Genomic DNA, 25,835 nt, shown 5'->3' with positions numbered 1-25,835 from the left:
TTCCGCCCATGCCGATACGCGTGCGGAGACCCCGCGGAGCCCGTTCGTCGCGCACACCCCTGGCCGCCTTCGCCGCGGCCGCCGTCACCACCGCCCTCACCGCGGTCCTGATCGCCCCGGGCGGGGCCCAGGCCGCCCCACCGCCCGTCCCGTCGCCCGACTCCTCGTCCGTCTCGCCGGCCGTCCGGGCGCCCGTCCCCGAGTCGCGGCCGGTGTACTCCTACGCCGACGCCGTCCGCGAGTCCGTCTGGGTCGACACCGGCCTCGACGCCGACGCCGACGGCCGCACCGACCGGGTCGCCGTCGACATCGTCCGGCCCCGGGAACCCGCCGCGGCGGGCCGGAAGGTCCCCGTCATCATGGACGCCAGCCCCTACTACGCCTGTTGCGGACGCGGCAACGAGGGACAGAAGAAGACCTACGACGCCGACGGCGACCCGGTCGGCTTCCCGCTCTTCTACGACAATCACTTCGTCCCCCGCGGCTACGCCTTCGCCGCCGTCGACCTCACCGGCACCGGCCGCTCCGACGGCTGCGACGACGTCGGCGGACGCTCCGACGTCCAGTCCGCCAAGGCCGTCGTCGACTGGCTGAACGGCCGCGTCCCCGGCTACACCACCCGCACCGGCGACCGGCCCGCCCGCGCCACCGCCTGGTCCACCGGCGCCGTCGGCATGATCGGCAAGAGCTGGGACGGCACCGTCGCCAACGGCGTCGCCGCCACCGGCGTCGAGGGGCTGCGCACCATCGTCCCGATCGGCGCGATCTCCTCCTGGTACGACTACTTCCACTCCCAGGGCGCCCCGCTCTACGACGCCAACCCGACCTGGCTCTCCGACTACGTCCACAGCCCCGAGGCCCGGGCGCGCTGCGGAGCCGTGCAGGAACGTATCGCCGCCGCCACCCCGTACAGCGGCGACTGGACCCCGGCCTGGACCGAGCGGGACTACGTCCCCGACGCCGGCGAGGTGAAGGCCAGCGTCTTCGTCGTCCACGGACAGCAGGACCTCAACGTCCGCGCCTCGCACTTCGGCCGGTGGTGGGACGCCCTCGCCGCCCACGGCGTCGAGCGCAAGATCTGGCTCTCGCAGACCGGGCACGTCGACCCCTTCGACTTCCGCCGCGCCGAGTGGGTGCGCACCCTGCACCGCTGGTTCGACCACTACCTGCTCGGCCACGACAACGGCATCGACCGCGAACCGATGGCCGACATCGAGCGCGCCCCCGACCGCTGGACCACCGACCGGAGTTGGCCGCCGCGCGGCACGGTGCCCACCGTGCTCCGCCCCGCGCCCGGCGCCGCCCCCGGAGTCGGCACCCTCGGCCGTGGCCCCGCCGCGCCCGGCGGTACCGAGACCTTCACCGACGACCCGGCCCTCGACGAGCTCGACTGGGCCGCCGACGCCGACCGCCCCACCCCCGCCAAGGTCTCCTTCACCACCCGGCCCCTCACCCGCGACCTGCGGATCTCCGGCGCCTCCACGGTGACCGTCACCGCCACCCCGAGCACCCCGACCGCCCACCTGACCGCCGTCCTCGTCGACCTCGGCCCCGACACCATCCGCGCCTACAGCGCGCCGGGCGAAGGCATCACCACCCTCGCCACGCGCACCTGTTGGGGCGCGAGCACCGCCGGCGACAGCGCCTGCTACAAGGAGACGACGGCGCGCACCGCCGATGTCGCCCACACCGTCGTCAGCCGCGGCTGGGCCGACCTCGGCACCTGGGCGGACCCCCACCGGGGCCGGCCGCTCACCCCCGGACGGGCGTACACGCTCACCCTGAACCTCGCCGCCACCGACCATGTCGTCCCCGCCGGCCACCGCCTCGCCCTCATCGTCGCCGGCACCGACAACGGCCTGCTCGACCCTCCGTCGACCCGGCCGACGCTCACGCTCGACCTGGCCCGCACCCGGGCGGTCGTGCCCCTGCTTGGCGGGCCCCGGGCCTTCGACCGCGCCACCACCGGCCGCGGCGCGACAGGTGACCTTCCGGCCGGCCCGGACGTTCAGCAGCGTGTCGTCCCGACCGGCGCCGCCACGCCTCCGCGCGACGGCGCCCCGATCCCCGGTGAGGCCCGATGACCCGCACCCACCGCAGCCCCCGGCGCGCCCTCCTGGCCGTGGCGGGCGCCGTCGCCCTCGGCCTGCCGCTGCTCGCCGCCCCGACCGAGGCCGTGGGCAGCGCGCCCCCACCGCCCGTACCCCGCACCGGGTTCGAGACCAGCGACGGCGCACGCTGGACGACCGAGGCCGAGGAGACCGCCTTCCTCGCCGCCCTGGACCGGGGCAGCGCGCGCCTCTCGGTCCGCACGGTCACCACCACCGCGCAGGGCCGCCCGCTGCGCCTCGCCACCGTCGGCACGGGCCCCGCCACCGTGCTGCTGATCTGCACCCAGCACGGTGACGAACCCTCGGGCCGGGAAGCCTGCCTGACCACCCTGCGCGACCTCGCCCACGGCCGGGACCACGCCACCCGGCGCCTCCTCGCCCGCACCACCGTCCTCGTCGTCCCCACCGCCAACCCCGACGGCCGGGAGGCGAACACCCGGGGCAACAGCGACGGCATCGACATCAACCGCGACCACCTCGCGCTGCGCACCGCCGAGGGCCGGGCGCTCGCCGCGATCATCCGGGACCGGCGCCCCGAACTGATCTACGACCTCCACGAGTACGGCGCCACCCCGCACTTCTACGACAAGGACCTGCTCGCCCTCTGGCCGCGCAACCTCAACACCGACCCCCGCGTCCACGACGAGTCCCGCACCCTGTCCGAGACATACGTGCGGCCCGCCGCCGAACGGGCCGGCCACGACAGCGGCATCTACGGCATCTGGACCGACCCCCTCACCGGCAAACCGCTCAAGCAGGTCGCGGGCGACGGCCAGGAACGCATCCTGCGCAACACCGCGGGCGTCAAGCACGCCGTCGGACTGCTGGTCGAGACCCGCGAGGACGCCCTCGACCCGGCCGAGCAGAACGACCCGGCGCTGGCCCACCGGCGCCGTGTCGCCACCCAACGGGTCGCCCTTGAGGGCGCGTTCGCCTACCTCGACGAGCGCCTCGGGCAGCTCACGGCCGCCACCGCCCGGGCCCGGCACACCGGCTTCGCCGACCGCGGGCCCGTCCTGCTCGGCGGCGCCGACAACGACCCGGCCGAGCCCGCCGAGATCCTCCAGGACCCGCCGTGCGCCTACCGCCTGACGGACGCTCAGTACGCGGAGGTCGGCGACGAGCTCGACCTGCACGGCGTCGTGGTGCGTGAGGGAAGTGACGAGGTCCTGGTGCCGCTGCGGCAGTCGCAGCGGGCGCTGGTGGCCCTGCTGCTCGATCCCCGGGCGGAGTACGCGATCACTCGCGGAGAGCCTGTGGAGAGGTGTTGAGGGCCTGGTGACCGGTGCCGGCGCGGTGCGAGTTCAAGATCATTCCAGGTTATGGTTACTCACCGGTATTGACCATACCTGAACGGGCCGTCCCGGCCCGGAACTTGGAGTGACACCATGACGAACGCGACGCCGCTGCGCCGCACCCTGACGGCTCTCGCCGCCACGACGCTGCTGGCCGGGGGCCTGCTGCTCGGGCAGACCGCGGCCGCCCCGTCGGCCGAGGCCGCCGGCAAGACCACGACCTGCCACGTGGAGGACATGCGCAAGCAGTCCCGCGACCTGCGCGCCAAGGCCGCCAAGCTCAAGCGCCTCGGCGCCACGACCGAGGCCCGCCGCGTCCTGGCCCAGGCCGACGCCCTGGACCGCAGGATCCAGAACTGCATCGACGCGGACAACGACGCGGCGAAGCCCTTCCCGCGCTAGAACCCTCCCGGGCCCCGCGCCCGGCCCCGCCCGCCCGGCAGGCCCCTCGGCCCGCCGGGCGGGCGTTTCCCGTCCGGCGGGCCGCTCGAACACCCCTCCGCCGGATCCGGCCGCCCCCCGCACTGTCCGCCCCGCCGGCCCCTGGCAGGGCGACGTGCTACGGATCTCCCGCCCGCCCCCGAGGTCGCCCCGGCCCCACCAGGCTCCGGCGGTACGGATCGCCCGCCCGCCCCCGAGGCCGTACGGCCCACGCGTCGCCCCGGTCACCCGCGGGCCAGTGCTCCGCCCCCGCCGGTGCCCCCGCCCCCTCCCGTCAGCTCCCGCACACCAGCTCGGCCACCCGGTCCGCGCAGCCCCACGCCACCGTCACGCCCGCACCGCCGTGGCCGTAGTCGTGGACCAGCAGCCCGCCGCCCGGCAGGGGCTCCGACTCGATGCGGACGCCGCCCGCGCGGGTCGGGCGCAGGCCCACACGGTGGCCCAGGACGCGGGCGCGCGCGATCTCGGGGCGGATGCGGGCGCAGCGCGCCACGATCGCCGCCGCCGTCGACGGGTCCGGCGCGGACCGCTCGTCGTCCTCCTGGGCCGTACCGCCCAGAATCAGGCGTCCCGGCTGCGGAAAGAAGTACGTGGTCTCGCTCGACGCCCCGTCGGCCGCCGTGAACCAGGTGTCCACCCCCGGGTTCTCCACCAGCACCAGTTGCCCCCGCACCGCCCGCACCCCCGGGTCCGGCACCAGGTCGCGCGCGGCGAGCCCCGTGCAGTTCACCACCACCGGCGCCACGGCCGCCGCCTCCCGCAGGTCCGTCACCGCCCGGTGCTCGACGACTCCGCCCGCCGCCTCGAACCGGGCGCGCAGCCACGCCAGGTGCACCGGCATGTCGATGAGCGGGAGCCGGGCCGCGAGACCCACCTCGTACGGCCCCGGCACCTCCTCCGCCGCCAGCGGGCGCAGCCCCGCGACCTCCCCGGCCCAGGCGCCGAGACCCGACAGCAGCGTGTCCGCGTGCACGCCCGCCACCAGACGCACCCCCGTCGCGGCCGGATCGGCGGCCAGCCCCTCGTACACCCGCAGCGACGCCAGCGACCAGGCCCCGACCTCGGCCGCCGGCTCGATCCGGTACGGCCACCACAGCGCCCCCGCCACCGCCGACGTCGTCCCCGTCACCGCGTCCCGCGACCACACCCGGACCCGCAGGCCCCGCTCCGCCAGCCGGATCGCGGCCGTCAGACCGACGACCCCGCCCCCCACCACGACCCCGTCGACGACCCCATCGCTGTCCATGCCGGGACCGTACCGGCTGCCCACCTCCCGCGGGCCCTGACCTAGGATTCATCCCCTGATGACTGCCACTCTCGTCGCCAAGAACCTCGCCGCCGGCCACGGCGACCGTTCCCTCTTCTCCGGGCTCGACCTCGTCGTCGCCCCCGGGGACGTCATCGGCCTCGTCGGTGTCAACGGCGCCGGCAAGTCGACCCTCCTCCGGCTGCTCGCCGGCCTCGACACCCCCGAGGACGGAGAGCTGCGGCTCTCCCCGCCCACCGCCACCGTCGGGCACCTCCCGCAGGAGCCCGAGCGGCGCGAGGGAGAGACCGTCCGGGACTTCCTGGCCCGGCGCACCGGCGTCGCCGCCGCCCAGGCGGCCATGGACGAGGCCACCCAGGGCCTCGTCGACGGCACGCCCGGCGCCGACGACGCGTACGCCGTCAGCCTGGAGCGCTGGCTCGACCTCGGCGGCGCCGACCTCGACGAGCGCGCCGATGAGGTCGCCGCCTCCCTCGGCCTCACTGTCGGCCTCGACCAGCCGATGACCTCCCTCTCCGGCGGCCAGGCCGCCCGCGCCGGACTCGCCTCCCTCCTCCTCTCCCGCTACGACGTCTTCCTCCTCGACGAGCCCACCAACGACCTCGACCTCGACGGCCTGGAACGGCTCGAGACCTTCGTCCAGGGCCTGCGCGCCGGCACCGTCGTCATCAGCCACGACCGCGAGTTCCTCACCCGCACCGTCACCAAGGTCCTCGAACTCGACCTCGCCCAGCAGCAGATCACCCTCTACGGCGGCGGCTACGAGGCGTATCTGGAGGAGCGGGACACCGCCCGGCGGCACGCCCGCGAGGAGTTCGAGGAGTACGCAGACAAGAAGGCGTCCCTCGAATCGCGCGCCCTCATGCAGCGCAACTGGATGGACAAGGGCGTCCGCAACGCCCGCCGCAAGGCCACCGACAACGACAAGATCGGCCGCAAGCTGCGCGGCGAGGCCAGCGAGAAGCAGGCCGCCAAGGCCCGGCAGACCCAGCGCATGATCGAACGCCTCGACGTCGTCGACGAGCCCCGCAAGGAGTGGGAGCTGCGCATGGAGATCGCCGCCGCGCCCCGCTCCGGCGCGGTCGTGGCCACCCTGCGCGAGGCCGAGGTCCGCCGCGGCGACTTCGCCTTCGGACCCGTCACCCTCCAGATCGACTGGGCCGACCGGGTCGCCATCACCGGCGCCAACGGCGCCGGCAAGTCCACCCTGCTCGCCGCGCTCCTCGGCCGGCTCCCGCTGGACGCGGGCGACGCGGCCCTCGGCCCCGGCGTCGTCGTCGGCGAGGTCGACCAGGCCCGCAGGCTCTTCCACGGTACGGAGACCCTCCTCGACGCGTTCTGCGCCGCCGTCCCCGAGACCGAGCCGGCCGAGGTCCGCACCCTGCTCGCCAAGTTCGGCCTCAAGGCCGACCACGTCCTTCGCCCCGCCACCACCCTCTCGCCGGGCGAACGGACCCGCGCCGCGCTCGCCCTCCTCCAGGGCCGCGGAGTGAACCTGCTCGTCCTCGACGAGCCGACCAACCACCTCGACCTGCCGGCCATCGAACAGTTGGAGGCCGCCCTCGACTCGTACGACGGCACCCTCCTGCTCGTCACCCACGACCGCCGCATGCTCGACGCGGTCCGCACCACCCGGCGCGTCGAGGTCGCCGACGGCAAGGTGACCGAGCTCTGATGACCGTCTCCTTCGGCTGGGGCCCCGTCGAGGCGCGGCACCTCGCCCCCGCGGGCGGCTGCGTGGTCGTCGTCGACGTCCTGTCCTTCACCACCTCCGTCGGCGTCGCCGTCGAGGGCGGCACCGCGGTGTACCCGTACCGCTGGCGGGACGCGAGCGCCCTCGCGTACGCCGAGCGGAAGGACGCCGTCCTCGCCGTGGGCCGGAGCGAGGCCACCGCGGCGCACCCGTGGTCGCTCTCCCCGGCCGCGCTGCGGGCCGCGCCCGCGCCCTGGCCCGACCGCCTCGTGCTGCCCTCCCCGAACGGCTCCACCATCGCCGTGGAGGCCGCGTCCGGACAGGCGACCGTCGTCGCCGCCTCCCTGCGCAACCCCACCGCCGTCGCCCGCCGGCTCGCCGAGCGCGGATACGGCACCGCCGAGCGGCCCCTCGCCGTCGTCGCCGCCGGTGAACGGTGGCCCGACGGCTCCCTGCGCCCCGCCCTGGAGGACCTGCTCGGGGCCGGAGCGGTGCTGGCCGCGCTGCGGGGCCTCGCCCCGCACCCCTTCACCCCCGAGGCGACCGCGGCGGCCACGCTGTGGGAGGCCACCGAGGACCCGGTCGCCGCCTTGCACGGCTGCGACTCGGGCCGTGAACTGTACGAGTACGGCTATCCGCAGGACGTGGAGGTGGCCGCCGAGATCGACGCGTCGACCGCGGTACCCGTCCTCGTGGACGGCGCATTCCAGGAGGCACCATGACCGACGACCGCGTGACCCGGCTCATCGAGATGCTGGACGACCTCGACGCCGACGTCGACGAGACGATCGACCTCGCCGACGAGATCGCCGCGTCCGGAGACCAGGGCGCGCTGGTGCGCCTGGAGGCCGAACTCGACCGGGCGGTCGCCGACCGCAACGCCTACGCCCGCGAGCTCCTCGGCGGCGTCATCGCCGCCCTCGGCGGCACCGAGCGGCTCCCGGTCCTCGTCCGGGCCTCCGCCGTCGACCTCGGCGACGACCAGGACGGCCTCGCCACCGAGATCGTCGACCTCGTCCAGGCCGACCCGAAGACCGCCCAGCGCCTGCTCCGCCCCCTGACGGAGGACGACGACCTGGTGGTGGCGAACCGGGCGGACTGGGCACTGCGGTTCGTGCCGTAACGGTGACGGCGGCCGGGCCCCGCCGCCCCGGGCCCCCGTCGCGCGCCGTCGCCGGGGGCCCGGCCCGTTCGTAGAATCGGGGGAGGGGGCGACGTCGGCAGGACGGGACGGCGCGTCATGGACCGCGACGAGATGATCCGGTTGTTCGAGACCCACCGGGCCGCCGAGGCCGCCCGCGACTACGACGCCATCCTCGCCACCTTCGTGCCCGACTGCTACCTGGAGACCGCCGCCCTGGGCCTGCGCAGCGAGGGCCACGCCGCCGCGCGGGCCGCGTACCAGGGCTACTTCACCGCCTTCCCGGACCTCCAGCCCGACGACCGGGGGCGCGCCTTCGGGGACGACGTCATCGTGGTCTGGGGGACGCTGCGCGGCACCAGCGGCGGCGACTGGCTGGGCGTCCCACCGAGCGGCGGCACCTTCGAGGTGCCCTTCGCGAACGTCGCCCCCTTCCGGGAGGGCCGGATGGCCGGCGAGACGATCTACTTCGACCTGGCCACGCTGTGCGCGCAGGCCGGCATCGACCTCACGGCGATCAGATCCGCGGCCGCGTCGCGAGCGGGGCGATGACGAGGCGCCCGGCTTCTCGGCCGGGCCTGCGCCCACCTGCGTGTCTCGTCGGCGGCCCGCCCGGCCGCACCGAGGCGCCCAGCCGCCGCAGTGGCGCGGCCATGCCGCGAGAGGCGCCGTACGGGCGTAGGCGGTGGCCGGCCGCGTCCCGCCCGGCGCCGCACCGTCGCACCTCGGTGCGGCGCCTCAGCGACAGGTCAGCGCCCGCGCCGCTTGCCGCTGCCCCCGCCCTCGTTCAGGAGGCCGGCCTTCCGCAGGGCGTCGGCCATCGCGCTGTTGGCGGGGGCCGGGGCGGACTGGCCCCGGTTGCGGTCGCCACCGGTACCGGCACCGCCGCCCGCGCGGCGCTGCTGCGGGGGGCGCCCGCCCCGTTCGCGGCGCGGCGCGCGTTCGCCGCCGCCCGGGGCCTCGGAGGCGCCGGTCTTGGCCTCGTCGTCGAGGCGGAGCGTCAGGGAGATCCGCTTGCGCGGGATGTCGACGTCGAGGACCTTCACCCGCACCACGTCACCCGGCTTCACCACGTCCCGGGGGTCCTTGACGAAGTTCTTCGACATCGCCGAGACGTGCACCAGACCGTCCTGGTGGACGCCGATGTCGACGAACGCGCCGAACGCGGCCACGTTGGTGACGACCCCCTCCAGGATCATCCCGGAGGACAGGTCGGAGATCTTCTCCACGCCCTCCTTGAAGGTGGCCGTCCGGAACGCGGGGCGCGGGTCGCGGCCCGGCTTCTCCAGCTCCTTCAGGATGTCGGTGACCGTCGGCAGACCGAAGGTCTCGTCGACGTAGTCGTCCGCGCGCAGCGAGCGCAGCACCCCGGTGTTGCCGATCAGAGCGGCGACGTCGCCCCCCGTCGCCTTCACCATGCGGCGCACCACCGGGTACGCCTCCGGGTGCACCGCCGACGCGTCCAGCGGGTCGTCGCCGCCGCGGATCCGCAGGAAGCCCGCGCACTGCTCGTACGCCTTCGGGCCGAGCCGGGCCACGTCCTTCAGGGCGCGGCGGGAGCGGAAGGGACCGTGGGCGTCGCGGTGGGCCACGATGTTCTCGGCGAGGCCGGCGCCGATGCCGGAGACCCGCGAAAGCAGCGGCACGGACGCCGTGTTGACGTCGACGCCGACGCCGTTCACACAGTCCTCGACGACCGCGTCGAGGGAGCGCGAGAGCTTCACCTCGGACAGGTCGTGCTGGTACTGGCCGACGCCGATCGACTTCGGGTCGATCTTCACGAGCTCGGCGAGCGGGTCCTGGAGCCGGCGGGCGATGGACACCGCGCCGCGCAACGACACGTCCAGCTCGGGCAGTTCCTGGGAGGCGAAGGCGGAGGCGGAGTAGACCGAGGCGCCCGCCTCGGACACCATCACCTTCGTCAGGTTCAACTCGGGGTGCTTCGCGATGAGTTCACCGGCGAGCTTGTCCGTCTCGCGGGACGCGGTGCCGTTACCGATGGCGACCAGCTCGACCGCGTGCTCCTTCGCGAGCCGGGCCAGCTTCGCGAGCGACTCGTCCCACCGGTTGGCCGGGACGTGCGGGTGGATCGTGTCCGTGGCGACGACCTTGCCGGTCGCGTCCACCACGGCCACCTTCACGCCCGTACGGAAACCGGGGTCGAGGCCCAGGGTGGCCCGCGTCCCGGCCGGCGCGGCGAGCAGCAGGTCGCGCAGGTTCGCGGCGAAGACCCGCACGGCCTCGTCCTCGGCGGCCGTCCGCAGCCGCAGCCGCAGGTCGATCCCGAGGTGGACCAGGATCCGGGTCCGCCAGGCCCAGCGGACGGTGTCCAGGAGCCACTTGTCGCCGGGGCGGCCGCGGTCGGCCACGCCGAAGCGGTGCGCGATGATCGGCTCGTACGACGAGGAGGCGCCCGGCGAGGAGGTGCCCGGGGTCTCGGAGGGCTCCTCCGGCTCCAGCTCCAGGCTGAGGACGTCCTCCTTCTCGCCGCGCAGCATGGCGAGGATCCGGTGCGAGGGCAGCGCGGTGAACGGCTCGGCGAAGTCGAAGTAGTCGGCGAACTTCGCGCCCGCCTCCTCCTTGCCCTCCTTGACCTTGGCCACCAGCCGGCCCCGGCCCCACATGCGCTCGCGCAGCTCGCCGATCAGGTCGGCGTCCTCCGAGAACCGCTCGGTGAGGATGGCCCGCGCGCCCTCCAGGGCGGCCGCCGGGTCCGCGACGCCCTTGCCGGCGTCGACGAACGCGGCCGCGGCGGCGAGCGGTTCCACCGACGGGTCGGCGAGCAGCCCGTCGGCCAGCGGCTCCAGACCGGCCTCGCGGGCGATCTGCGCCTTGGTCCGCCGCTTCGGCTTGAACGGCAGATAGATGTCCTCGAGACGCGCCTTGGTGTCGGCGGCCCGGATCCGCGCCTCCAGCTCCGGCGTCAGCTTGCCCTGTTCGCGTACGGAGTCGAGGACGGCGGTCCGCCGGTCCTCCAGCTCGCGCAGATACCGCAGCCGCTCCTCCAGCGTGCGGAGCTGCGCGTCGTCGAGCATCTCCGTCGCTTCCTTGCGGTAGCGCGCGATGAACGGCACGGTGGAACCGCCGTCGAGCAGCTCGACGGCCGCCCTCACCTGTCGCTCGCGTACGCCGAGCTCCTCGGCGATCCTTGCCTCGATGGACGTCGTCACGATGTCCCGACCCGCCTTCTCGTGCCTCAAGCTTGCGGGAAGCATTCTGCCGGGTCGGTCACCCGTACGCGGCAACCGACCCGCCTCCCGTCCGTCACGCCGTGCCGGTGAGATCCGCCGGGAAGGCGCCCGCGCCGACCGCCGTCACCAGGAAACCCTTGGTGAGCTCGGCGAGCCGGGCCGTGCCGTCCGCGCCCAGGTGCTCGTACGGGGCGGCGTCCAGCCGGTCCGTCTCGTCCTCCAGGGCCTCGCGCAGCGCCGCGCCCGCCTCGGTGAGCGCGCCGTCCGCGTCGAGCAGCCCGCGCCCGCGCAGCCGCTCCACGGCCGCGTCCCAATCGGCGCGCCGCCAGCCGCGGGTGCCGAGGACCCAGCGCGGCGCCATGCCGCGGCCGGTGGCGGTGTGGCTGGCCAGGGCCTCCACCGGGTCGAGCCCCGCGCTCAGCAGGGCCGCCAGGTGGCCGTCCCCGCGGTGCTCGCGCAGCAGCGTCGTGGCGTGCCAGAGCCGCAGGTGCGGGGCGTCCGGCACCGGCAGGTCCGCGTTGCCGGCGTACAGCGGGCGGGCGTGCCGGGTGCAGCCCTCGGTGGCGCGCAGGGCGAGCTCGGCCGCCTCCGCCATCTCGGGAGAGGCGACGGCCTCCTCCCCGAGCAGCCGGCGCAGGGTGGCGTCCGCGGCCCGCAGCCGGGCGTCGAGGACGGCGGCGGGGGAGGCGGTCTCCCAGACGGCGGGCAGGTGCCGGGCGAGGAAGGCGTGGTTGTAGTTGTAGAACGTCGCGGCGACCGTTCCGGCGCCGACGGCCCCGAGCGGGGCGCTGCGCGCGGCCAGCCGCGCGGCGCTCTGGTCCGTGATCCCGATCCGCTGGAACTCGGTGTCCAGGTCGGGCGAGAAGAACAGCGTCGCGTGCAGCATGTTCACCGGATGGGCGCAGCGGCGGCCCGCGCGGGGCGGCAGATTCGTCATGAAGCCGCACCTTACCTACCGGTCGGTACGCCGTGAATCCCGGGTGCCACCCCGACCCGCCCGACGACGGGCGCGCCCCGACCGCTCCGGACCCTGGCCTGCGGGGCCCTGCCGGGCGGCGGATCCGCCCCGGCCCCGGTCCGGCCTGCGGCGGCCCGTCCGGCCCGGGTGGTCCCCAGGTGCCTACCCCGGCCGCGGGTGCGGCCCTGGCGCCGCCCCGGTGCCGCTCCGGCCTGGACCGACCCGCCGGGCCGGGATTGGCCACCCGGGCCTGCCCCGGAAGCGGGTGTACCTCGGCGCCGCTCCGGCCCGCGAGGGCCTGCCCTTCGGCGGGTCCGGCCCGGACCGCTCCGGACCCGGTCTGCGGGAACAGTCCCGGGCCGGGGTCGGCCCGGGATGCCTGCCCCGCCGCCGCCCCGGTGCCGCTCCGGCCTGGGCCGACCCGCCGGGCCGGGATCGGCCACCCGGGCCTGCCCCGGCGGGTGCGGCCCCGGCGCCGCCCCCGCCTGCGAGGGCCTGCCCTTCGGCAGGTCCGCCCCCGGACCGCTCCGGACCCGGTCTGCGGGGACCGTCCCGGGCCGGGGTTTGTCCGGGGTGCCTGCCCCGGCGCCCCCCTGGCCTGCGGCAGCCCGCCGGGTGCCTGCCCCGGAAGCGGGTGCGGCCTCGGTGCCGCTCCGGTCTGCGCCGACCCGCCGACCCGCCGACCTGCCGGCCCGGGTCGGCCCCGGAAGCGGGTGCACCCCGGCGCCGCCCCGGCCTGCGGAGGGCCTGCCCTTCGGCAGGTCCGCCCCGGCGTCGCCGCCCCGCCCGCGCCCGGCCCCCCACAGCCCGCGGAGCACCGCACCAAACGATGGCGCCGCCCCTCGGGCCATGGCAGGAAAGGTGGGGACCTCGTCATTGCGGCCATGCGTGCCGCCGCGAAGGATGAGGGCATGACGCAGCGACCCGTCCTCGTCGTCCTCTTCGACGACGTGCAGAGCCTCGATGTCACCGGCCCCGTCGAGGTCTTCGCCGGTGCCGGCCGGCTCGCCGGGCGGCGGGGCGGTTATCCGATCCGGACCGCCTCCCTCGACGGCGGGCCCGTCCGCTCGTCGAGCGGGCTGCGGCTGCTGCCCGACACCACGCTCGCGGAGGCGGTCGCCGACGGGCCCCCGCACACCCTGCTCGTCCCCGGCGGCGAGGGGACCCGGGCACCCGTCCCCGCGCTCGTCGACTGGCTGCGCGCCCACGCCCCGGCCGCACAGCGGCTGGTGTCGGTGTGCACCGGTGCGCTGCTGCTCGCGGAGGCCGGGCTGCTCGACGGCCACCGCGCCACCACGCACTGGATCGCCTGCGACCACCTCGCCCGCTGCTACCCGGAGGTCGACGTCGACCCCGACCCGATCTTCGTGCGGGACGGGCGGCTGTCCACCTCCGCCGGGGTGACCGCGGGCATCGACCTCGCGCTCGCGCTGGTGGAGGAGGACCTCGGCCGCGACGCCGCCCTCACCGTCGCCCGCCACCTGGTCGTCTTCCTGCGCAGGCCCGGCAACCAGGCGCAGTTCAGCGCCCAACTGGCCGCGCAGACCGCCCGCCGCGCACCGCTGCGGGACCTCCAGCACTGGATCGCCGAGCACCCCGACGCGGACCTGTCGGTCGAGGCCCTCGCCGCCCGAGCCCGACTCTCGCCCCGCCACTTCGCGCGCGCCTTCCATGCCGAGACCGGCACGACACCGGGCCGCTTCGTCGACCGCGTACGCCTCGAACACGCCCGCAGGCTCCTGGAGGAGTCCGTCCAGGGCGTCCAGGAGGTCGCCCGCGCCTCCGGATACGGCACCCCGGAGGCGATGCGCCGCGCCTTCGTCAAGGCGTTCGGCACCGCCCCGGCCGACTACCGGCGCCGCTTCCACGCCCCCCTCACCCCCGCACCCGTCTCCCAGGCCCCCCTCACCCCCGCCCCCCTCACCCCCGCACCCGTCATCCAGGCCCCCGTCGTCTGATCAGGAAAGGACCACCGTCGTGCAGATCGCCGTCCTCCTCTACGACCGCTTCACCTCGCTGGACGCCATCGGCCCGTACGAGCTCCTCGGCCGCCTCCCCGGCGCCGAGGCCGTCTTCGTCGGCAAGGAGCCCGGGCCCGTACGGAACGACCAGGGGAGCCTCGCGCTCGTCGCCGACCGGGCGCTCGGGGACGTGCCCCGGCCCGACATCGTGCTCGTCCCCGGCGGACCGGGCTCGCGCGAGGCCATGCACGACCCGGAGATCCTCGCCTGGCTGCGCGCCGCCGACGCCACCAGCACCTGGACCACCTCCGTGTGCACCGGATCCCTGATCCTCGGCGGGGCGGGGCTGCTCACGGGCCGCCGCGCCACCAGCCACTGGCTCGCGCTGGACGAGCTCGCCCCGCTGGGCGCCGAACCGACCGGCGAGCGCGTCGTCTTCGACGGCAAGTACGTCACGGCCGCCGGGGTCTCCTCCGGTATCGACATGGCACTGCACCTGCTCGGCCGCATCGGCGGCGACGAGACCGCGCAGACCGTCCAGTTGCTCACCGAGTACGACCCGCAGCCGCCGTACGACGCGGGCTCGCCCGACAAGGCCCCGGCCGCGATCGTCGCCCGCTGGCGCGCTCAGGCGGAGAAGGTCCTCGTCCAGGAGCCGTGACCGGTCAGCGCCCGTACGTGAAGCGGGGGGCGCGGCGTTCGAGGAAGGCGGCGACACCCTCGGCGGTGTCGCCGCTGCCGCGCGCCTGCTCGGCCCAGTGCGCGTCCCGGTCGGTGCGCCCGTCGGCGAACTCCTTGGCCGCGGCCTGGGTGAGCAGGGAGCGGGAGACGAGGGTACGGGTGAACTCCGCGACCCGCTTGTCGAGTTCACCCGCCGGATGCACCTCGTCGACGAGCCCGGTGCGCAGCGCCCGCTCCGTGTCGACGAGTTCGCCGGAGAACAGCAGGAACTTGGCGGTCGAGGGTCCCACCAGCGCGGCGAGGCGCCGGGTGGAGGAGGCGGGGTAGACGATGCCGAGCTTGGCCGGGGTCACCCCGAAGCGGGCGCCCTCCTCGGCGAAGCGCAGGTCGCAGGCGGCGGCGAGCTGGCTGCCGCCGCCGACGCAGTAGCCGCGGATCGCGGCGAGGGTCGGCTTGGGGAAGGCGGCGAGCGCCTCCTCGGCACGGACCGCGAGGGCCTGCTGCTCGTCGCCCGGCTCGCGCAGGGTCGAGATGTCGGCCCCGGCGCAGAAGGTCTCGCCCGCACCGGTCAGCACGAGGGCGCGCACCGCGGGGTCGGCGGCGAGCGGGGCGAGCAGGCCGGGCAGGGACCGCCACATGCCGGCGGTCATGGCGTTGCGCTTGGCGGGGTTCGCGATGACGACGGTGGCGACCTCGTCGGCGACGCTGACGGTCAGGTGCGGCTCCATGCGCCGGATGCTATCCGGGCCCCCGCTCCGTACGATCAAGAAGGGGGTGCGAGAGGAGACGCCGATGGCCCGCAAGGACACGCCCCCGCAGGACACGCCCCCGCAGGACAGGCCGCCGCACGGCAGGCACGGTCCGACGGCCCGCCCGACGGCCCGCCCGACGGTCGGTACGACGGCCGGCACGACGGCCGGCACGAGGGACGACCCCAGGGACGAGCTGAACCGCGAGGGCAGGAGGCTCAGCCGTGGCTTCGGCCGGCTGGCCGCCCTCGGACTGCTGCTCGCGCTCGCCGGCATCGTCGGTCTGATCTACACCGGTGTCGCCACGCTGACCTCCATGCTGCTCTTCGGCTGGCTGCTGCTGATCGGCGGAGTCGTCGGTCTGCTGCACGCCGTCGAGTCGCGCGGCAGCAACTACTTCTGGCTCGCCGTGGTGGTCGCCGCCCTGAACATCGCGGCCGGTGTGGTCGTCGTCCGGCACCCGGAGGGCTCCGCCGAGGCGCTGACCATGTTCGCGGCCCTCCTCTTCCTGACCGGCGGGGTGTTCCGCCTGGTCGGCAGCGCGGTGGTGCGCGGGCCGCAGTTCGGCTGGACCCTGCTGCAGGGCGCCTTCGGTCTGCTGCTCGGCCTGCTGGTGCTCTTCGACTGGCCGCACAGCAGCCGGTACGTGCTCGGGGTGTTCTTCTCGCTCGCGCTGCTCTTCGACGGTCTCGGCCTGATCGCGATGGGAATCGGGGGACGCCGTATCGTCAGTATGGTCACACCGGCCGCCCCTCCTCCGAAGTCGTCAACGGAGGATCAGGAGTAGTCGAACAACTGACGTTGGCATACTCACCCGATCAGAAGTCGATCGATAGGTGTCGACTTCTGGTCAGTTTCCCGAGCCGCACCGCCGGATTCCCAAGACTCGACCTGTGGCGACAATCGAGCACGAGGGCGGGAGTCGGACTATGGAGAGCCGCGGGAGCGTCCCCGCCCGGCCACCGTCCTACGAAGGGGTCTGGCGGTTCACCGCTCCCGCGGTCGACGTCTCCGTGCCGCAGGCCCGGCACGCCGTCCGCGACCTTCTCGTCAGGCAGGGTGTCCCGGCCCACGACGACACCGTCCAGGGACTGCTTCTCATCGTCTCCGAGCTGGTCACCAACGCGGTCAAGCACGCCGCGCTGCTCTCCCCGGAGATAGCGGTGGAGGTGGCGATCGGGGCGGAGTGGATCCGGGTGTCCGTCGAGGACAACCACCCCTACCGCCCCAAGGCCCTGGAAGCGGACTGGGGCCAGACCGGCGGGCGCGGACTGCTGCTCGTCCGGGAGATCGCGCTGGAGTCCGGCGGCGCCTGCGACGTCGAGCACACCGCGAGCGGCGGCAAGATCATCTGGGCGGCGCTGCCCCTGAACCCGTTCGTCCCGGGCGGGGCGCCGACCGGGCCGGTGCTGCCGAGCACGGTGCCGGGGCCCCTGCCCGGCGCCGCGCCGGGAGCGCCGCCCGGCACCGCGCCGGGACTTCCCGAGTTCACCAGCCCCCGGACTGACCCGTCAGCTCCTTGATCGCCGGACGCGCCGCGTCGAGCACCGTCATGAACCAGGCGGAGAACGGCGCGGTCGCGTGGCGCTCGGCGAGCTCGGCCGCGGTCACGAAGGCGGTCTCCTCGACCTCCTCCGGGTCCGGCCGCACGCCCGCCTGCACCAGACCGACGAAGAGGTGGTTGAACTCCTGCTCCACCAGGCCCGAGGCCGGGTCCGGGTGGTTGTAGCGGACCGTCCCCGCCTCCGCGAGCAGCGAGGGCGAGACACCCAGCTCCTCGAAGGTGCGCCGGGCGGCCGCCGCGAACGGCGCCTCGCCCGGATAGGGGTGACCGCAGCAGGTGTTCGACCAGACACCGGGGGAGTGGTACTTGCCCAGGGCGCGCCGCTGGAGCAGCAGCCGCCCCGCCTCGTCGAAGAGGAAGACCGAGAAGGCCCGGTGCAACTGCCCCGGAGCCTGATGGGCGGCGAGCTTCTCCGCCGTACCGATCGTGACGCCGTCCTCGTCGACCAGTTCGAGCAAGATCGGCGCCTCGGCCGCGACCGGCAGGCTGCCGTTCGAGGAGCTGTGGGCCACGGTGGCTGGTGTGGTCGGCATACCCATCCTTCGCTTCGGTCCTCGCCCTGAGGGGCCACCTCAGTCTGCCGTACAAAACCGGCTTGTCCGTACTTCGGCGGCCGGACATGGCCGCTCCCACCGCACCGGAGTACATCCGGTGCGGCGGGAGCATCGCTCTTGTCAGACCCCGAAAGCCGCCGGATACGCGATCGTGCCCCGGGGCACGGCCCCGGAACCGCCGAGATCGAGCGCCATCATCACCTCGTCCGGCACCGCGAAGGCTGGCTTGATCCCATACGCGGACGCACGTACGAACCCGAACCGCGGGTAGTACTCCGGATGGCCCAGCACCAGGACGAGCCGCTCGCCGCGCAGCCGCGCCGCGTCGAGCACGGCCCGCACGACGGCCTGCCCGGCGCCCGTGCGCTGATACGCCGGGGCCACCGCGACGGGCGCGAGCGCCGCCGCGGGGACGCCGTCGACATGGCAGCGGGTGATCAGCGCGTACGCCGCCACCGTGCCGTCCGGGGCCTCCGCGACGTACGACAGGCCGGGGAGCCAGGCTCCCGGGTCCTGGCGCAGGGCGTCGACCAGGGCGGCCTCCGCCGGGGTCTCGAAGGCCGCCGTGTTGATCTCCCGTACGCGGGAGAGGTCGGCCGCCGTCTCCTCACGGGTCCGCCAGCGCGGATCGGCCGGACGCAGGACGTATCCGGTGTAGCCGTAGTCGCCGCCGTGCTCGCGGCGCAGTTCCAGCTCCTCCCGGGTGGCGGCCAGGGCCTCGGCCATCCCCGGCGCCGCCGGATCGGCGGCCGCGGCCCGCTCGGCCAGCGGGCCGTAGTACGCGTCCCAGTCGCTCTCGGGCTGCGGGACGGTGCCGAGGACGTGATAGCCGGCGGCGACCGCCGCGGCCGTGTTCCCGGCGGTGGTACGGAGCGGGTAGTGCCGCTCCCAGAAGGCGCGGGCCACGGGGCCCGGCTCGTCGGTGGTCCACTCGCACTCGGTGAGCACGAGCGTGCCGCCGGGGGCGAGCAGCCGGCGCCACTCGGCCAGCGCCCGGTCGAAGCCGATGGCGTAGGCCGAGCTCTCGGCCCAGACCAGGTCGAAGGAGCCGTCGGGCAGATCGTCGAGCGCGCCCATGTCGGCGCGCAGGGTGCGGATCCGTCCGCCGAGGCCGCGGGCGGCGGCGGCCTCCCGCAGTTCGGCCAGGAACGGCTCGTGCAGGTCGACCGCGGTCACCTCGGCGCCCGCCTCGGCGGCGAGGAGCAGCGCGGAGCGGCCGGGACCGCAGCCGAGGTCGAGCACGCGCGGACGCGCGGGCAGCGGCCCGGCCAGGGCCAGCAGGCGGCGGGTGGTGGTGTCGGAGCCCGGGCCCTGCCGCGGAAGACCGTGGTGCAGGGCGAAGAAGGCGTCGTACAGAGCGTTGTTGTTGTCGGACAACGTGGGAAACCCTTGGGTGTGAGGGCCCCGGCCGACGTCAGAGGTGCCGCCGCGCGGCACCGGGATCAGGTCAGCCGGAGACCCGGGAGTCGAGGGACGACCGGGCGCTGCCGCTGCGGGCAGCCTCCTTCGCGACGGTCATCAACCTCAGCTCCTCTCCACACTCACGTCACCGGTCCGCGCGCACGTCACCGGCGTACGGACCCCGCCAGGCTAACAGTCACAGGCAGAGCTTGGCCTCGTGCTCGGCGTGCCCGGCCGGCTCCAACTGGAAGGTGCAGTGCTCCACGTCGAAGTGCGAGCCCAGGCAGCCCTGGAGGTCGTGCAGCATCTTCTCGTGACCGATCGCGTCCAGCGTGTCCTGGGTCACCACCACGTGCGCGGACAGCACCGGCATCCCCGAGGTGATCGTCCAGGCGTGCAGGTCGTGCACGTCCTCGACGCCCGGCAGGGCCAGGATGTGCGACCGCACCTCGGCCATGTCGACGCCCTTCGGGGCGGCCTCCAGGAGGACGTCCAGGGTCTCCCGCAGCAGCTTCACCGTGCGCGGCACGATCATCAGGCCGATCACGATCGAGGCGATCGGGTCCGCGTACTGCCAGCCGGTGAGCAGGATCACGCCCGCGGCGACGATCACCGTCACCGAGCCCAGCGCGTCGGCGAGCACCTCCAGATAGGCGCCGCGCACGTTCAGACTCTCCTTCTGGCCGCGCATGAGCAGCGAGAGGGAGACGATGTTGGCGACCAGACCGACCACGGCGAAGGCGATGGCGAGGCCGCCGCGGGTCTCGGCCGGCTCGACGAACCGCTGGATCGCCTCGAACAGCACATAGCCGCCGACGCCGAGCAGCAGCAGACAGTTCGCCAGCGCCGCCAGTATCTCGGCGCGCGCGAAGCCGAAGGTGCGGTTGGCCGACGCCGGCCGGTTGGCGAAGTGGATCGCGAGCAGCGCCATCGCGAGGCCGACCGCGTCGGTCGCCATGTGGGCCGCGTCGGCGATCAGGGCGAGCGAGTCGGCGAGGATGCCGCCGACGATCTCGATCACCATCACGGAGAGCGTGATGCCGAGTGCGATCCGCAGCCGGTTCCGGTACGCCAGGGCCGCGGTGCCGCTGGGCGGCGGCCCGCCGTGGCTGTGCCCGTGGTCGTGTCCAGCCCCCATGACATGGCCTCCCGGTCGTGTCGACGACGTGCTCGGTGGTGTCTTCCGATGCGCAAGTGAACTACGGGTGGGGGGTATCCGCAACACGGCACTGAACACCGTTGTCATATGCTCTGACCTGCGGTGATGCGGACCGGACCGGGCGTGGCCGAAACCCTGCGCCCGGAGGGTTCCCGGCACGGTTTGGAGGCCGGGCCGCCGATCACCCATGATGATCTCCACAGCACCCGGCGCACCCCTGCGGACGCGAGGCGGCCCGGGGGAGGCCGTACCGCGAAACCTCGGTGAACTCGCGCTTGGCGTATCCGATAGCCTCAGCCGACGCGCCGCCGCCCGGTGCCGGGCCGCACCGCCGCGCCCGGGACCGTGCCGTGGGTCCCGCCGGCCCGTCCGCCAGCTCCAAGGAGTGAGTTCGCCCTGTCGACCGCCATCCTCACCGGTCCGCCGGTACCCGGATCGTCGCTCGACGCCGATCTGCGGTCCCTCGGCTTCCACGTCGAGGTCGCCTCCGGCCCCCGCGAGACGGGCACCCTGCTCGCCGGCGTCCCCGCCGGACAGCGCGTCGCCGTCGTGGACCCCCGCTTCGTCGGCCACCTCCACGCCCTGCGGCTCGCCCTCACCGACCCCCGCTTCCCGGCCGCCGCCGCGCCCGGCGTTCTCACCGCGCAGCCCGAGGCCCGGCCCGCCCTGGCCCGCGCGCTCGACCGGGCCGCCGTGCCCGCGGGCGCCCCCGCCGCCGGGACGGGCCTGCCCGACGCCCTCGCCGCCGCGCTCGACGCCGACGGCGTCGCCGTCCACCGGCCGCAGCTCGGCACCCTTGTCGCCGCCGTGCCCGAGGACCCCGAGGGCCGCCACCGGGCGCGCGCCGCCGTCGAGGCCGTCGACGAGGAGGCCGTACGGCTGCGCTCCGCCGTCAAGGCCCACGACGGCTTCTTCACCACCTTCTTCATCAGCCCGTACTCGCGCTACATCGCCCGCTGGTGCGCGCGCCGCGGCCTCACCCCCAACCAGGTCACCACCGCCTCGCTGCTCACCGCGCTCGTCGCGGCCGGCTGCGCCGCCACCGGCGACCGCGCCGGGTACGTCGCGGCCGGCGTCCTGCTCCTGGTCTCCTTCGTCCTCGACTGCACCGACGGCCAGCTCGCCCGCTACTCCCTGCAGTACTCGACGATGGGCGCCTGGCTGGACGCCACCTTCGATCGGGCCAAGGAGTACGCCTTCTACGCCGGGCTCGCCCTCGGCGCCGCCCGCGGCGGTGACGACGTGTGGTTCCTCGCGCTGACCGCGATGATCCTCATGACCTGCCGGCATGTCGTGGACTTCTCCTTCAACGAGGCGAACGCCCAGAGCGCGGGCGCCACGGCCAAGACCAGCCTCGCCCTGTCCAACCGGCTCGACAACGTCGGCTGGACCGTCTGGGCCCGGCGCATGATCATCCTTCCGATCGGCGAACGCTGGGCGATGATCGCCGTCCTCACCGCCGTCACCAGCCCCCGGATCGTCTTCTGGGCCCTGATCATCGGCTGCGCCTTCGGCGCCTGCTACACCACCGCCGGCCGCCTGCTGCGTTCGCTCACCCGCAAGGCCCCCCGCACCGACAGCGCGGCGCGGGCGCTGGCGGACCTCGCGGACACGGGCCCGCTCGCCGGGGCCGTGGCCCGTATCACCGCCCGCCGTCCCCGCGCCGGATTCCTCGCGCCGCTCCTCGCTGCCCTCGGCGCGGCGGCCGTGCTCGTCACCGCCGCCCTCACCGGCCCCGGCTGGGCCGTCGCGGGCGCCGCCGTCGCCTACGCGCTGCTCTCCGGCCTCGCCGTCGCCGCCCCCCTCAAGGGCGCCCTCGACTGGCTCGTCCCGCCGGTCTTCCGCGCCGCCGAGTACGCCACGATCCTGATCCTGGCGGCCGAGGCCGACTCCGCGCAGGCGCTGCCCGCCGCATTCGGGCTGGTCGCGGCGGTCGCCTACCATCACTACGACACGGTGTACCGCATCCGCGGCAACGCCGGCGCGCCGCCGGCCTGGCTGGTGCGCACCATCGGCGGCCACGAGGGACGCACGCTCGTGGTGGCCGTGCTCGCCGCTCTGACGGCGAGCCGCGGCAACGACTTCACCTCGGCGCTCACCGCTCTCGCGGTCGCCGTCGGCCTCGTGGTGCTCGTGGAGTCGGTCCGCTTCTGGGTCTCCTCCGGAGCACCCGCCGTACATGACGAAGGAGAGACAGCATGATTGGCCTCGTACTGGCAGCCGGTGCCGGACGGCGTCTGCGCCCCTACACCGACACGCTCCCGAAGGCCCTCGTGCCCGTGGACCCCGCCGGTGACGGTTCTCTCACCGTGCTGGACCTCACGCTGAAGAACTTCGCCGAGGTCGGCCTCACCGAGGCCGCCATCGTCGTCGGCTACCGCAAGGAGGCCGTGTACGCGCGCAAGGAGGCCCTGGAGGCGAAGTACGGCCTGAAGCTGACCCTCATCGACAACGACAAGGCCGAGGAGTGGAACAACGCCTACTCCCTGTGGTGCGCGCGTGAGGTCCTCAAGCGCGGTGTGATCCTCGCCAACGGCGACACCGTCCACCCCGTCTCCGTCGAGAAGACCCTGCTCGCCGCCCGCGGCGAGGGCCGGAAGATCATCCTCGCCCTCGACACGGTGAAGAACCTCGCCGACGAGGAGATGAAGGTCGTCACCGCCGAGGGCAAGGGCGTCCGGAAGATCACGAAGCTGATGGACCCGGCCGACGCGACCGGCGAGTACATCGGTGTCACCCTCATCGAGGCCGAGGCCGCCGAGGAGCTCGCCGACGCCCTGAAGACCACCTTCGAGCGCGACCCCGACCTCTACTACGAGGACGGCTACCAGGAGCTGGTGAACCGCGGCTTCACCGTCGACGTGGCGCCCATCGGCGACGTCTCGTGGGTGGAGATCGACAACCACGACGACCTGGCGAAGGGCCGTGACATCGCGTGCCAGTACTGACCCGGCTCATTCCGTCGCCGGTCGTCGTCGACATCCGCGGAGGAGCGCTGGACGACCTGTCCGCGCTCCTCGCGGACCGGCGGATCTCCAGCAACGGGCGGATCGCCGTCGCCATCAGCGGCGGCTCCGGCCTGAAACTGCGTGACCGCTTCGCCGCCGAGCTCCCCGACGCCGACTGGTACCCGGTCGCGGGCGGCACCATCGACGAGGCCGTCAAGCTCGCCGACGCCATGCGCGGCAAGCGCTACGACGCGGTCGTGGCGCTCGGCGGCGGCAAGATCATCGACGTGACCAAGTACGCGGCGGCCCGGGTCGGCCTGCCGCTCGTCGCCATCGCCACCAACCTGTCGCACGACGGCATCTGCTCGCCGATCTCCACCCTGGACAACGACAACGGCCGCGGCTCCTACGGTGTGCCGACCCCGATCGCGCTGGTCATCGACCTCGACGTGATCCGGGACGCGCCGATCCGCTTCGTCCGCTCCGGCATCGGCGACGCGATCTCCAACCTCTCCGCGATCGCCGACTGGGAGCTCTCCCACCGCGAGACCGGCGAGAAGGTCGACGGCCTGGCCGCCGCCATGGCCCGCAGCGCGGGCGAGGCGGTGCTCCGCCACCCCGGCGGCGTCGGCGACGACGACTTCCTCGTCACCCTCTCCGAGGGCCTGGTGATGTCCGGCATCGCCATGTCGATCAGCGGCGACAGCCGCCCCTCCTCGGGCGCCTGCCACGAGATCAGCCACGCCTTCGACCTGCTCTACCCCACCCGGGCGGCCAGCCACGGCGAGCAGTGCGGCCTCGGCGCCGCCTTCGCCATGCACCTGCGCGGCGCCCGCGACGGGTCCGCGCAGATGGTGGAGACCCTGCGGCGGCACGGCCTGCCCGTGCTGCCCGAGGAGATGGGCTTCACCGTCGACGAGTTCGTACGGGCGGTGGAGTTCGCCCCGCAGACCCGGCCCGGCCGCTTCACCATCCTCGAACACCTCGACCTGTCCGCCGACGAGATCAGGGACGCATACGCCGACTATGCAAAAGCCATCGGTAGCTGAGCTCCGCCCGGTCGTCCACCCGCCGGGTGTGAAGGACCGGCGGAGCGGCGAACACTGGGGCGGCCGCCTGTACATGCGGGAGATCTCGCTGCGGATCACCCGCCACCTGGTGAACACCAGGGTCACGCCGAACCAGCTCACGTACGTGATGACCCTCGCCGGTGTCCTCGCCGCCCCCGCGCTGCTGATCCCCGGCATCCCGGGGGCGCTGCTCGGCGTGCTCATGGTCCAGCTCTACCTGCTGCTCGACTGCGTCGACGGCGAGGTGGCCCGCTGGAAGCAGCAGTTCTCGCTCGGCGGCGTCTACCTGGACCGGGTCGGCGCGTACCTCTGCGACGCGGCCGTGCTCGTCGGCTTCGGCCTGCGCGCCGCCGACCTGTGGGGGTCCGGCCGCATCGACTGGCTGTGGGCCTTCCTCGGCACCCTCGCCGCGCTCGGCGCCATCCTGATCAAGGCCGAGACCGACCTCGTCGGCGTCGCCCGCCACCAGGGCGGTCTGCCGCCGGTCAAGGAGGCCGCCTCCGAGCCGCGCTCCTCCGGCATGGCGCTGGCCCGCCGCGCCGCCGCCGCGCTCAAGTTCCACCGCCTGATCCTGGGGATCGAGGCGTCCCTGCTGATCCTGGTCCTCGCCGTCGGGGACCAGATCCGGGGCGACCTGTTCCTCTCCCGGCTCGGCGTCGCCGTCCTGGCCGGCATCGCGCTGCTGCAGACCGTGCTGCACCTGGTGTCGATCCTGGCCTCCAGCAGGCTGAAGTGAGGGCGCCCGTCATGACCGCACCGATGAAGCTGGGCGCCGTCGTCATCACGATGGGCAACCGGCCCGACGACCTGCGGGCCCTGCTCGACTCGATCGCCAAGCAGGAGGGCGACCCGATCGAGGTCGTCGTCGTCGGCCAGGGCGTCGAGCTCACCGACCTGCCCGACGGAGTCCGCTCCGTGAGCCTGCCCGAGAACATCGGCATCCCCGGCGGCCGCAACGTCGGCATCGAGGCGTTCGGGCCCGGCGGCACCGACGTCGACGCGCTGCTCTTCCTCGACGACGACGGACTGCTCGCCAACACCGACACCGCCGAGCTGATCCGCCAGGCATTCACCGCCGACCCGCGCCTGGGCATCATCAGCTTCCGGATCGCCGACCCGGAGACCGGTCTCACCCAGCGCCGGCACGTGCCGCGGCTGCGCGCCTCGGACCCGATGCGCTCCTCCCGGGTGACCACCTTCCTCGGCGGCGCCAACGCCGTACGGACCAAGGTCTTCGCCGAGGTCGGCGGCCTGCCGGACGCGTTCTTCTACGCGCACGAGGAGACCGACCTCGCCTGGCGGGCCCTCGACGCCGACTGGATGATCGACTACCGTTCCGACATGGTGCTGCTGCACCCCACCACCCCGCCGTCCCGGCACGCGTCGTACCACTTCAACGTGGCCCGCAACCGGGTGTGGCTGGCTCGCCGCAATCTTCCCGCGCCCCTGGTGCCGGTCTATCTCGGCGTGTGGCTGCTGCTCACCCTGGCACGACGACCCTCCGTACCCGCTCTCAGGGCCTGGTTCGGCGGTTTCCGGGAGGGCTGGACGGCCCCCTGCGGACCTCGGCATCCCATGAGGTGGCGTACGGTGTGGCGGCTGACCCGACTGGGACGCCCGCCCGTCGTCTGACATCGTGGTACCCGACTTG

Annotated in this window: 22 protein-coding genes and 1 pseudogene; 16 read left to right on the top strand and 7 right to left on the bottom strand. The window is 74.4% G+C overall.

Annotation, left to right across the window (positions count from 1 at the left end; genetic code table 11):
• Positions 1–8: 8 nt before the first annotated feature.
• From ABZ135_RS06610 to ABZ135_RS06600, 3 genes are all read left to right on the top strand, one after another.
• Positions 9–2,084, top strand: coding sequence for a Xaa-Pro dipeptidyl-peptidase (locus tag ABZ135_RS06610; protein WP_356692467.1), 2,076 nt, complete (start codon positions 9–11; stop codon positions 2,082–2,084).
• Positions 2,081–3,382 carry a M14 family metallocarboxypeptidase gene (locus tag ABZ135_RS06605; RefSeq protein ID WP_356692465.1) on the top strand — a complete coding sequence of 434 codons (1,302 nt, stop codon included), beginning with the start codon at positions 2,081–2,083 and terminating at the stop codon, positions 3,380–3,382. The genes ABZ135_RS06610 and ABZ135_RS06605 overlap by 4 nt, the downstream gene beginning before the upstream one ends.
• A 117-nt stretch (positions 3,383–3,499) precedes the next feature.
• Positions 3,500–3,808, top strand: a complete 309-nt coding sequence (locus tag ABZ135_RS06600) for a hypothetical protein (RefSeq protein WP_356692463.1) — start codon at positions 3,500–3,502, stop codon at positions 3,806–3,808.
• A 313-nt stretch (positions 3,809–4,121) separates the two neighbouring features.
• Here ABZ135_RS06600 and ABZ135_RS06595 read toward each other — a convergent pair whose 3' ends face one another.
• The gene (locus ABZ135_RS06595; protein WP_356692461.1) at positions 4,122–5,093 is read right to left on the bottom strand and encodes an FAD-dependent oxidoreductase; all 972 of its coding nucleotides are present in this window, start codon (positions 5,091–5,093) and stop codon (positions 4,122–4,124) included.
• A 58-nt stretch (positions 5,094–5,151) separates the two neighbouring features.
• Between ABZ135_RS06595 and ABZ135_RS06590 the strand changes: the two genes are divergently transcribed.
• The 4 genes from ABZ135_RS06590 to ABZ135_RS06575 all read left to right on the top strand — a co-directional run bounded on the left by ABZ135_RS06590 (position 5,152) and on the right by ABZ135_RS06575 (position 8,500).
• The gene (locus ABZ135_RS06590; protein WP_356692459.1) at positions 5,152–6,789 is read left to right on the top strand and encodes an ABC-F family ATP-binding cassette domain-containing protein; all 1,638 of its coding nucleotides are present in this window, start codon (positions 5,152–5,154) and stop codon (positions 6,787–6,789) included.
• Entirely contained in the window at positions 6,789–7,529 is a 741-nt protein-coding gene (locus tag ABZ135_RS06585; protein ID WP_356692457.1) for a 2-phosphosulfolactate phosphatase, read from the top strand. Before ABZ135_RS06590 ends, ABZ135_RS06585 begins: the two co-directional genes overlap by 1 nt.
• Positions 7,526–7,930 carry a hypothetical protein gene (locus ABZ135_RS06580; protein WP_356692455.1) on the top strand — a complete coding sequence of 135 codons (405 nt, stop codon included), beginning with the start codon at positions 7,526–7,528 and terminating at the stop codon, positions 7,928–7,930. The genes ABZ135_RS06585 and ABZ135_RS06580 overlap by 4 nt, the downstream gene beginning before the upstream one ends.
• A gap of 117 nt (positions 7,931–8,047) precedes the next feature.
• Positions 8,048–8,500, top strand: coding sequence for an ester cyclase (locus ABZ135_RS06575; protein ID WP_356692453.1), 453 nt, complete (start codon positions 8,048–8,050; stop codon positions 8,498–8,500).
• A 197-nt stretch (positions 8,501–8,697) separates the two neighbouring features.
• Here the strand turns inward: ABZ135_RS06575 and ABZ135_RS06570 are convergent, their stop codons facing one another.
• Together ABZ135_RS06570 and ABZ135_RS06565 are read right to left on the bottom strand one after the other, a co-directional pair.
• Positions 8,698–11,118 (bottom strand): Tex family protein, encoded by a 2,421-nt coding sequence (locus ABZ135_RS06570; RefSeq protein ID WP_356692451.1) that lies wholly within the window; start codon positions 11,116–11,118, stop codon positions 8,698–8,700.
• Positions 11,119–11,212: 94 nt separating this feature from the next.
• Positions 11,213–12,076, bottom strand: a complete 864-nt coding sequence (locus tag ABZ135_RS06565) for a hypothetical protein (protein ID WP_356692449.1) — start codon at positions 12,074–12,076, stop codon at positions 11,213–11,215.
• Positions 12,077–13,008: 932 nt separating this feature from the next.
• Between ABZ135_RS06565 and ABZ135_RS06560 the strand changes: the two genes are divergently transcribed.
• Positions 13,009–14,055 carry a GlxA family transcriptional regulator gene (locus ABZ135_RS06560; RefSeq protein ID WP_356692447.1) on the top strand — a complete coding sequence of 349 codons (1,047 nt, stop codon included), beginning with the start codon at positions 13,009–13,011 and terminating at the stop codon, positions 14,053–14,055.
• Between the two features lie 19 nt (positions 14,056–14,074).
• Complete coding sequence (locus ABZ135_RS06555; protein ID WP_356692445.1) at positions 14,075–14,719, top strand: DJ-1/PfpI family protein; 645 nt, start codon at positions 14,075–14,077, stop codon at positions 14,717–14,719.
• A 4-nt stretch (positions 14,720–14,723) separates the two neighbouring features.
• Here ABZ135_RS06555 and ABZ135_RS06550 read toward each other — a convergent pair whose 3' ends face one another.
• Positions 14,724–15,467: an enoyl-CoA hydratase-related protein gene (locus tag ABZ135_RS06550; protein ID WP_356692443.1), complete on the bottom strand. Its 744-nt coding sequence runs from the start codon at positions 15,465–15,467 to the stop codon at positions 14,724–14,726.
• A gap of 64 nt (positions 15,468–15,531) precedes the next feature.
• Between ABZ135_RS06550 and ABZ135_RS06545 the strand changes: the two genes are divergently transcribed.
• Positions 15,532–16,275 (top strand): DUF308 domain-containing protein, encoded by a 744-nt coding sequence (locus ABZ135_RS06545; protein WP_356692441.1) that lies wholly within the window; start codon positions 15,532–15,534, stop codon positions 16,273–16,275.
• Positions 16,276–16,417: 142 nt separating this feature from the next.
• Positions 16,418–16,864 (top strand): annotated as a pseudogene (locus ABZ135_RS06540) (ATP-binding protein); the annotation flags it as partial.
• 112 nt (positions 16,865–16,976) lie between these two features.
• On the opposite strand, the gene idi reads toward ABZ135_RS06540, so the two are convergent.
• The 3 genes from idi to ABZ135_RS06525 form a co-directional block, all read right to left on the bottom strand.
• On the bottom strand, positions 16,977–17,585 hold the full coding sequence (idi, locus tag ABZ135_RS06535; RefSeq protein ID WP_356692439.1) for an isopentenyl-diphosphate Delta-isomerase: 609 nt from the start codon (positions 17,583–17,585) through the stop codon (positions 16,977–16,979).
• Between the two features lie 141 nt (positions 17,586–17,726).
• Positions 17,727–18,983 (bottom strand): bifunctional class I SAM-dependent methyltransferase/N-acetyltransferase, encoded by a 1,257-nt coding sequence (locus ABZ135_RS06530; RefSeq protein ID WP_356692437.1) that lies wholly within the window; start codon positions 18,981–18,983, stop codon positions 17,727–17,729.
• 220 nt (positions 18,984–19,203) lie between these two features.
• On the bottom strand, positions 19,204–20,145 hold the full coding sequence (locus ABZ135_RS06525; protein WP_356692435.1) for a cation diffusion facilitator family transporter: 942 nt from the start codon (positions 20,143–20,145) through the stop codon (positions 19,204–19,206).
• Between the two features lie 417 nt (positions 20,146–20,562).
• Between ABZ135_RS06525 and ABZ135_RS06520 the strand changes: the two genes are divergently transcribed.
• Genes ABZ135_RS06520 through ABZ135_RS06500 form a run of 5 tightly spaced genes read left to right on the top strand, consistent with a single transcriptional unit; the run spans position 20,563 to position 25,816 of the window.
• Entirely contained in the window at positions 20,563–22,368 is a 1,806-nt protein-coding gene (locus ABZ135_RS06520; RefSeq protein ID WP_356692708.1) for a DUF5941 domain-containing protein, read from the top strand.
• Positions 22,365–23,114: a phosphocholine cytidylyltransferase family protein gene (locus tag ABZ135_RS06515; protein WP_356692433.1), complete on the top strand. Its 750-nt coding sequence runs from the start codon at positions 22,365–22,367 to the stop codon at positions 23,112–23,114. The genes ABZ135_RS06520 and ABZ135_RS06515 overlap by 4 nt, the downstream gene beginning before the upstream one ends.
• Entirely contained in the window at positions 23,102–24,163 is a 1,062-nt protein-coding gene (locus tag ABZ135_RS06510; protein ID WP_356692431.1) for an iron-containing alcohol dehydrogenase family protein, read from the top strand. The genes ABZ135_RS06515 and ABZ135_RS06510 overlap by 13 nt, the downstream gene beginning before the upstream one ends.
• The gene (locus ABZ135_RS06505; RefSeq protein WP_356692429.1) at positions 24,141–24,920 is read left to right on the top strand and encodes a CDP-alcohol phosphatidyltransferase family protein; all 780 of its coding nucleotides are present in this window, start codon (positions 24,141–24,143) and stop codon (positions 24,918–24,920) included. The genes ABZ135_RS06510 and ABZ135_RS06505 overlap by 23 nt, the downstream gene beginning before the upstream one ends.
• A gap of 11 nt (positions 24,921–24,931) precedes the next feature.
• Complete coding sequence (locus tag ABZ135_RS06500; protein WP_356692427.1) at positions 24,932–25,816, top strand: glycosyltransferase; 885 nt, start codon at positions 24,932–24,934, stop codon at positions 25,814–25,816.
• The last annotated feature ends 19 nt before the right edge of the window (positions 25,817–25,835 follow it).

The sequence above is a fragment of the Streptomyces sp. NPDC006339 genome, assembly GCF_040612775.1.
Taxonomy (GTDB): Bacteria; Actinomycetota; Actinomycetes; order Streptomycetales; family Streptomycetaceae; genus Streptomyces.
Note: the sequence above shows the minus strand (reverse complement) of the source record. Positions and strands in the feature narration are given on the sequence as shown.

What these genes read in the sequence shown, in the direction of transcription:
- ABZ135_RS06610 (WP_356692467.1), top strand. Translation starts at nt 9, where the DNA reads ATGCCGATACGCGTGCGGAGACCCCGCGGAGCCCGTTCGTCGCGCACA.
- ABZ135_RS06605 (WP_356692465.1), top strand. Translation starts at nt 2,081, where the DNA reads ATGACCCGCACCCACCGCAGCCCCCGGCGCGCCCTCCTGGCCGTGGCG.
- ABZ135_RS06600 (WP_356692463.1), top strand. Translation starts at nt 3,500, where the DNA reads ATGACGAACGCGACGCCGCTGCGCCGCACCCTGACGGCTCTCGCCGCC.
- ABZ135_RS06595 (WP_356692461.1), bottom strand. Translation starts at nt 5,093, where the DNA reads ATGGACAGCGATGGGGTCGTCGACGGGGTCGTGGTGGGGGGCGGGGTC.
- ABZ135_RS06590 (WP_356692459.1), top strand. Translation starts at nt 5,152, where the DNA reads ATGACTGCCACTCTCGTCGCCAAGAACCTCGCCGCCGGCCACGGCGAC.
- ABZ135_RS06585 (WP_356692457.1), top strand. Translation starts at nt 6,789, where the DNA reads ATGACCGTCTCCTTCGGCTGGGGCCCCGTCGAGGCGCGGCACCTCGCC.
- ABZ135_RS06580 (WP_356692455.1), top strand. Translation starts at nt 7,526, where the DNA reads ATGACCGACGACCGCGTGACCCGGCTCATCGAGATGCTGGACGACCTC.
- ABZ135_RS06575 (WP_356692453.1), top strand. Translation starts at nt 8,048, where the DNA reads ATGGACCGCGACGAGATGATCCGGTTGTTCGAGACCCACCGGGCCGCC.
- ABZ135_RS06565 (WP_356692449.1), bottom strand. Translation starts at nt 12,076, where the DNA reads ATGACGAATCTGCCGCCCCGCGCGGGCCGCCGCTGCGCCCATCCGGTG.
- ABZ135_RS06560 (WP_356692447.1), top strand. Translation starts at nt 13,009, where the DNA reads ATGACGCAGCGACCCGTCCTCGTCGTCCTCTTCGACGACGTGCAGAGC.
- ABZ135_RS06550 (WP_356692443.1), bottom strand. Translation starts at nt 15,467, where the DNA reads ATGGAGCCGCACCTGACCGTCAGCGTCGCCGACGAGGTCGCCACCGTC.
- ABZ135_RS06545 (WP_356692441.1), top strand. Translation starts at nt 15,532, where the DNA reads ATGGCCCGCAAGGACACGCCCCCGCAGGACACGCCCCCGCAGGACAGG.
- idi (WP_356692439.1), bottom strand. Translation starts at nt 17,585, where the DNA reads ATGCCGACCACACCAGCCACCGTGGCCCACAGCTCCTCGAACGGCAGC.
- ABZ135_RS06525 (WP_356692435.1), bottom strand. Translation starts at nt 20,145, where the DNA reads ATGGGGGCTGGACACGACCACGGGCACAGCCACGGCGGGCCGCCGCCC.
- ABZ135_RS06515 (WP_356692433.1), top strand. Translation starts at nt 22,365, where the DNA reads ATGATTGGCCTCGTACTGGCAGCCGGTGCCGGACGGCGTCTGCGCCCC.
- ABZ135_RS06505 (WP_356692429.1), top strand. Translation starts at nt 24,141, where the DNA reads ATGCAAAAGCCATCGGTAGCTGAGCTCCGCCCGGTCGTCCACCCGCCG.
- ABZ135_RS06500 (WP_356692427.1), top strand. Translation starts at nt 24,932, where the DNA reads ATGACCGCACCGATGAAGCTGGGCGCCGTCGTCATCACGATGGGCAAC.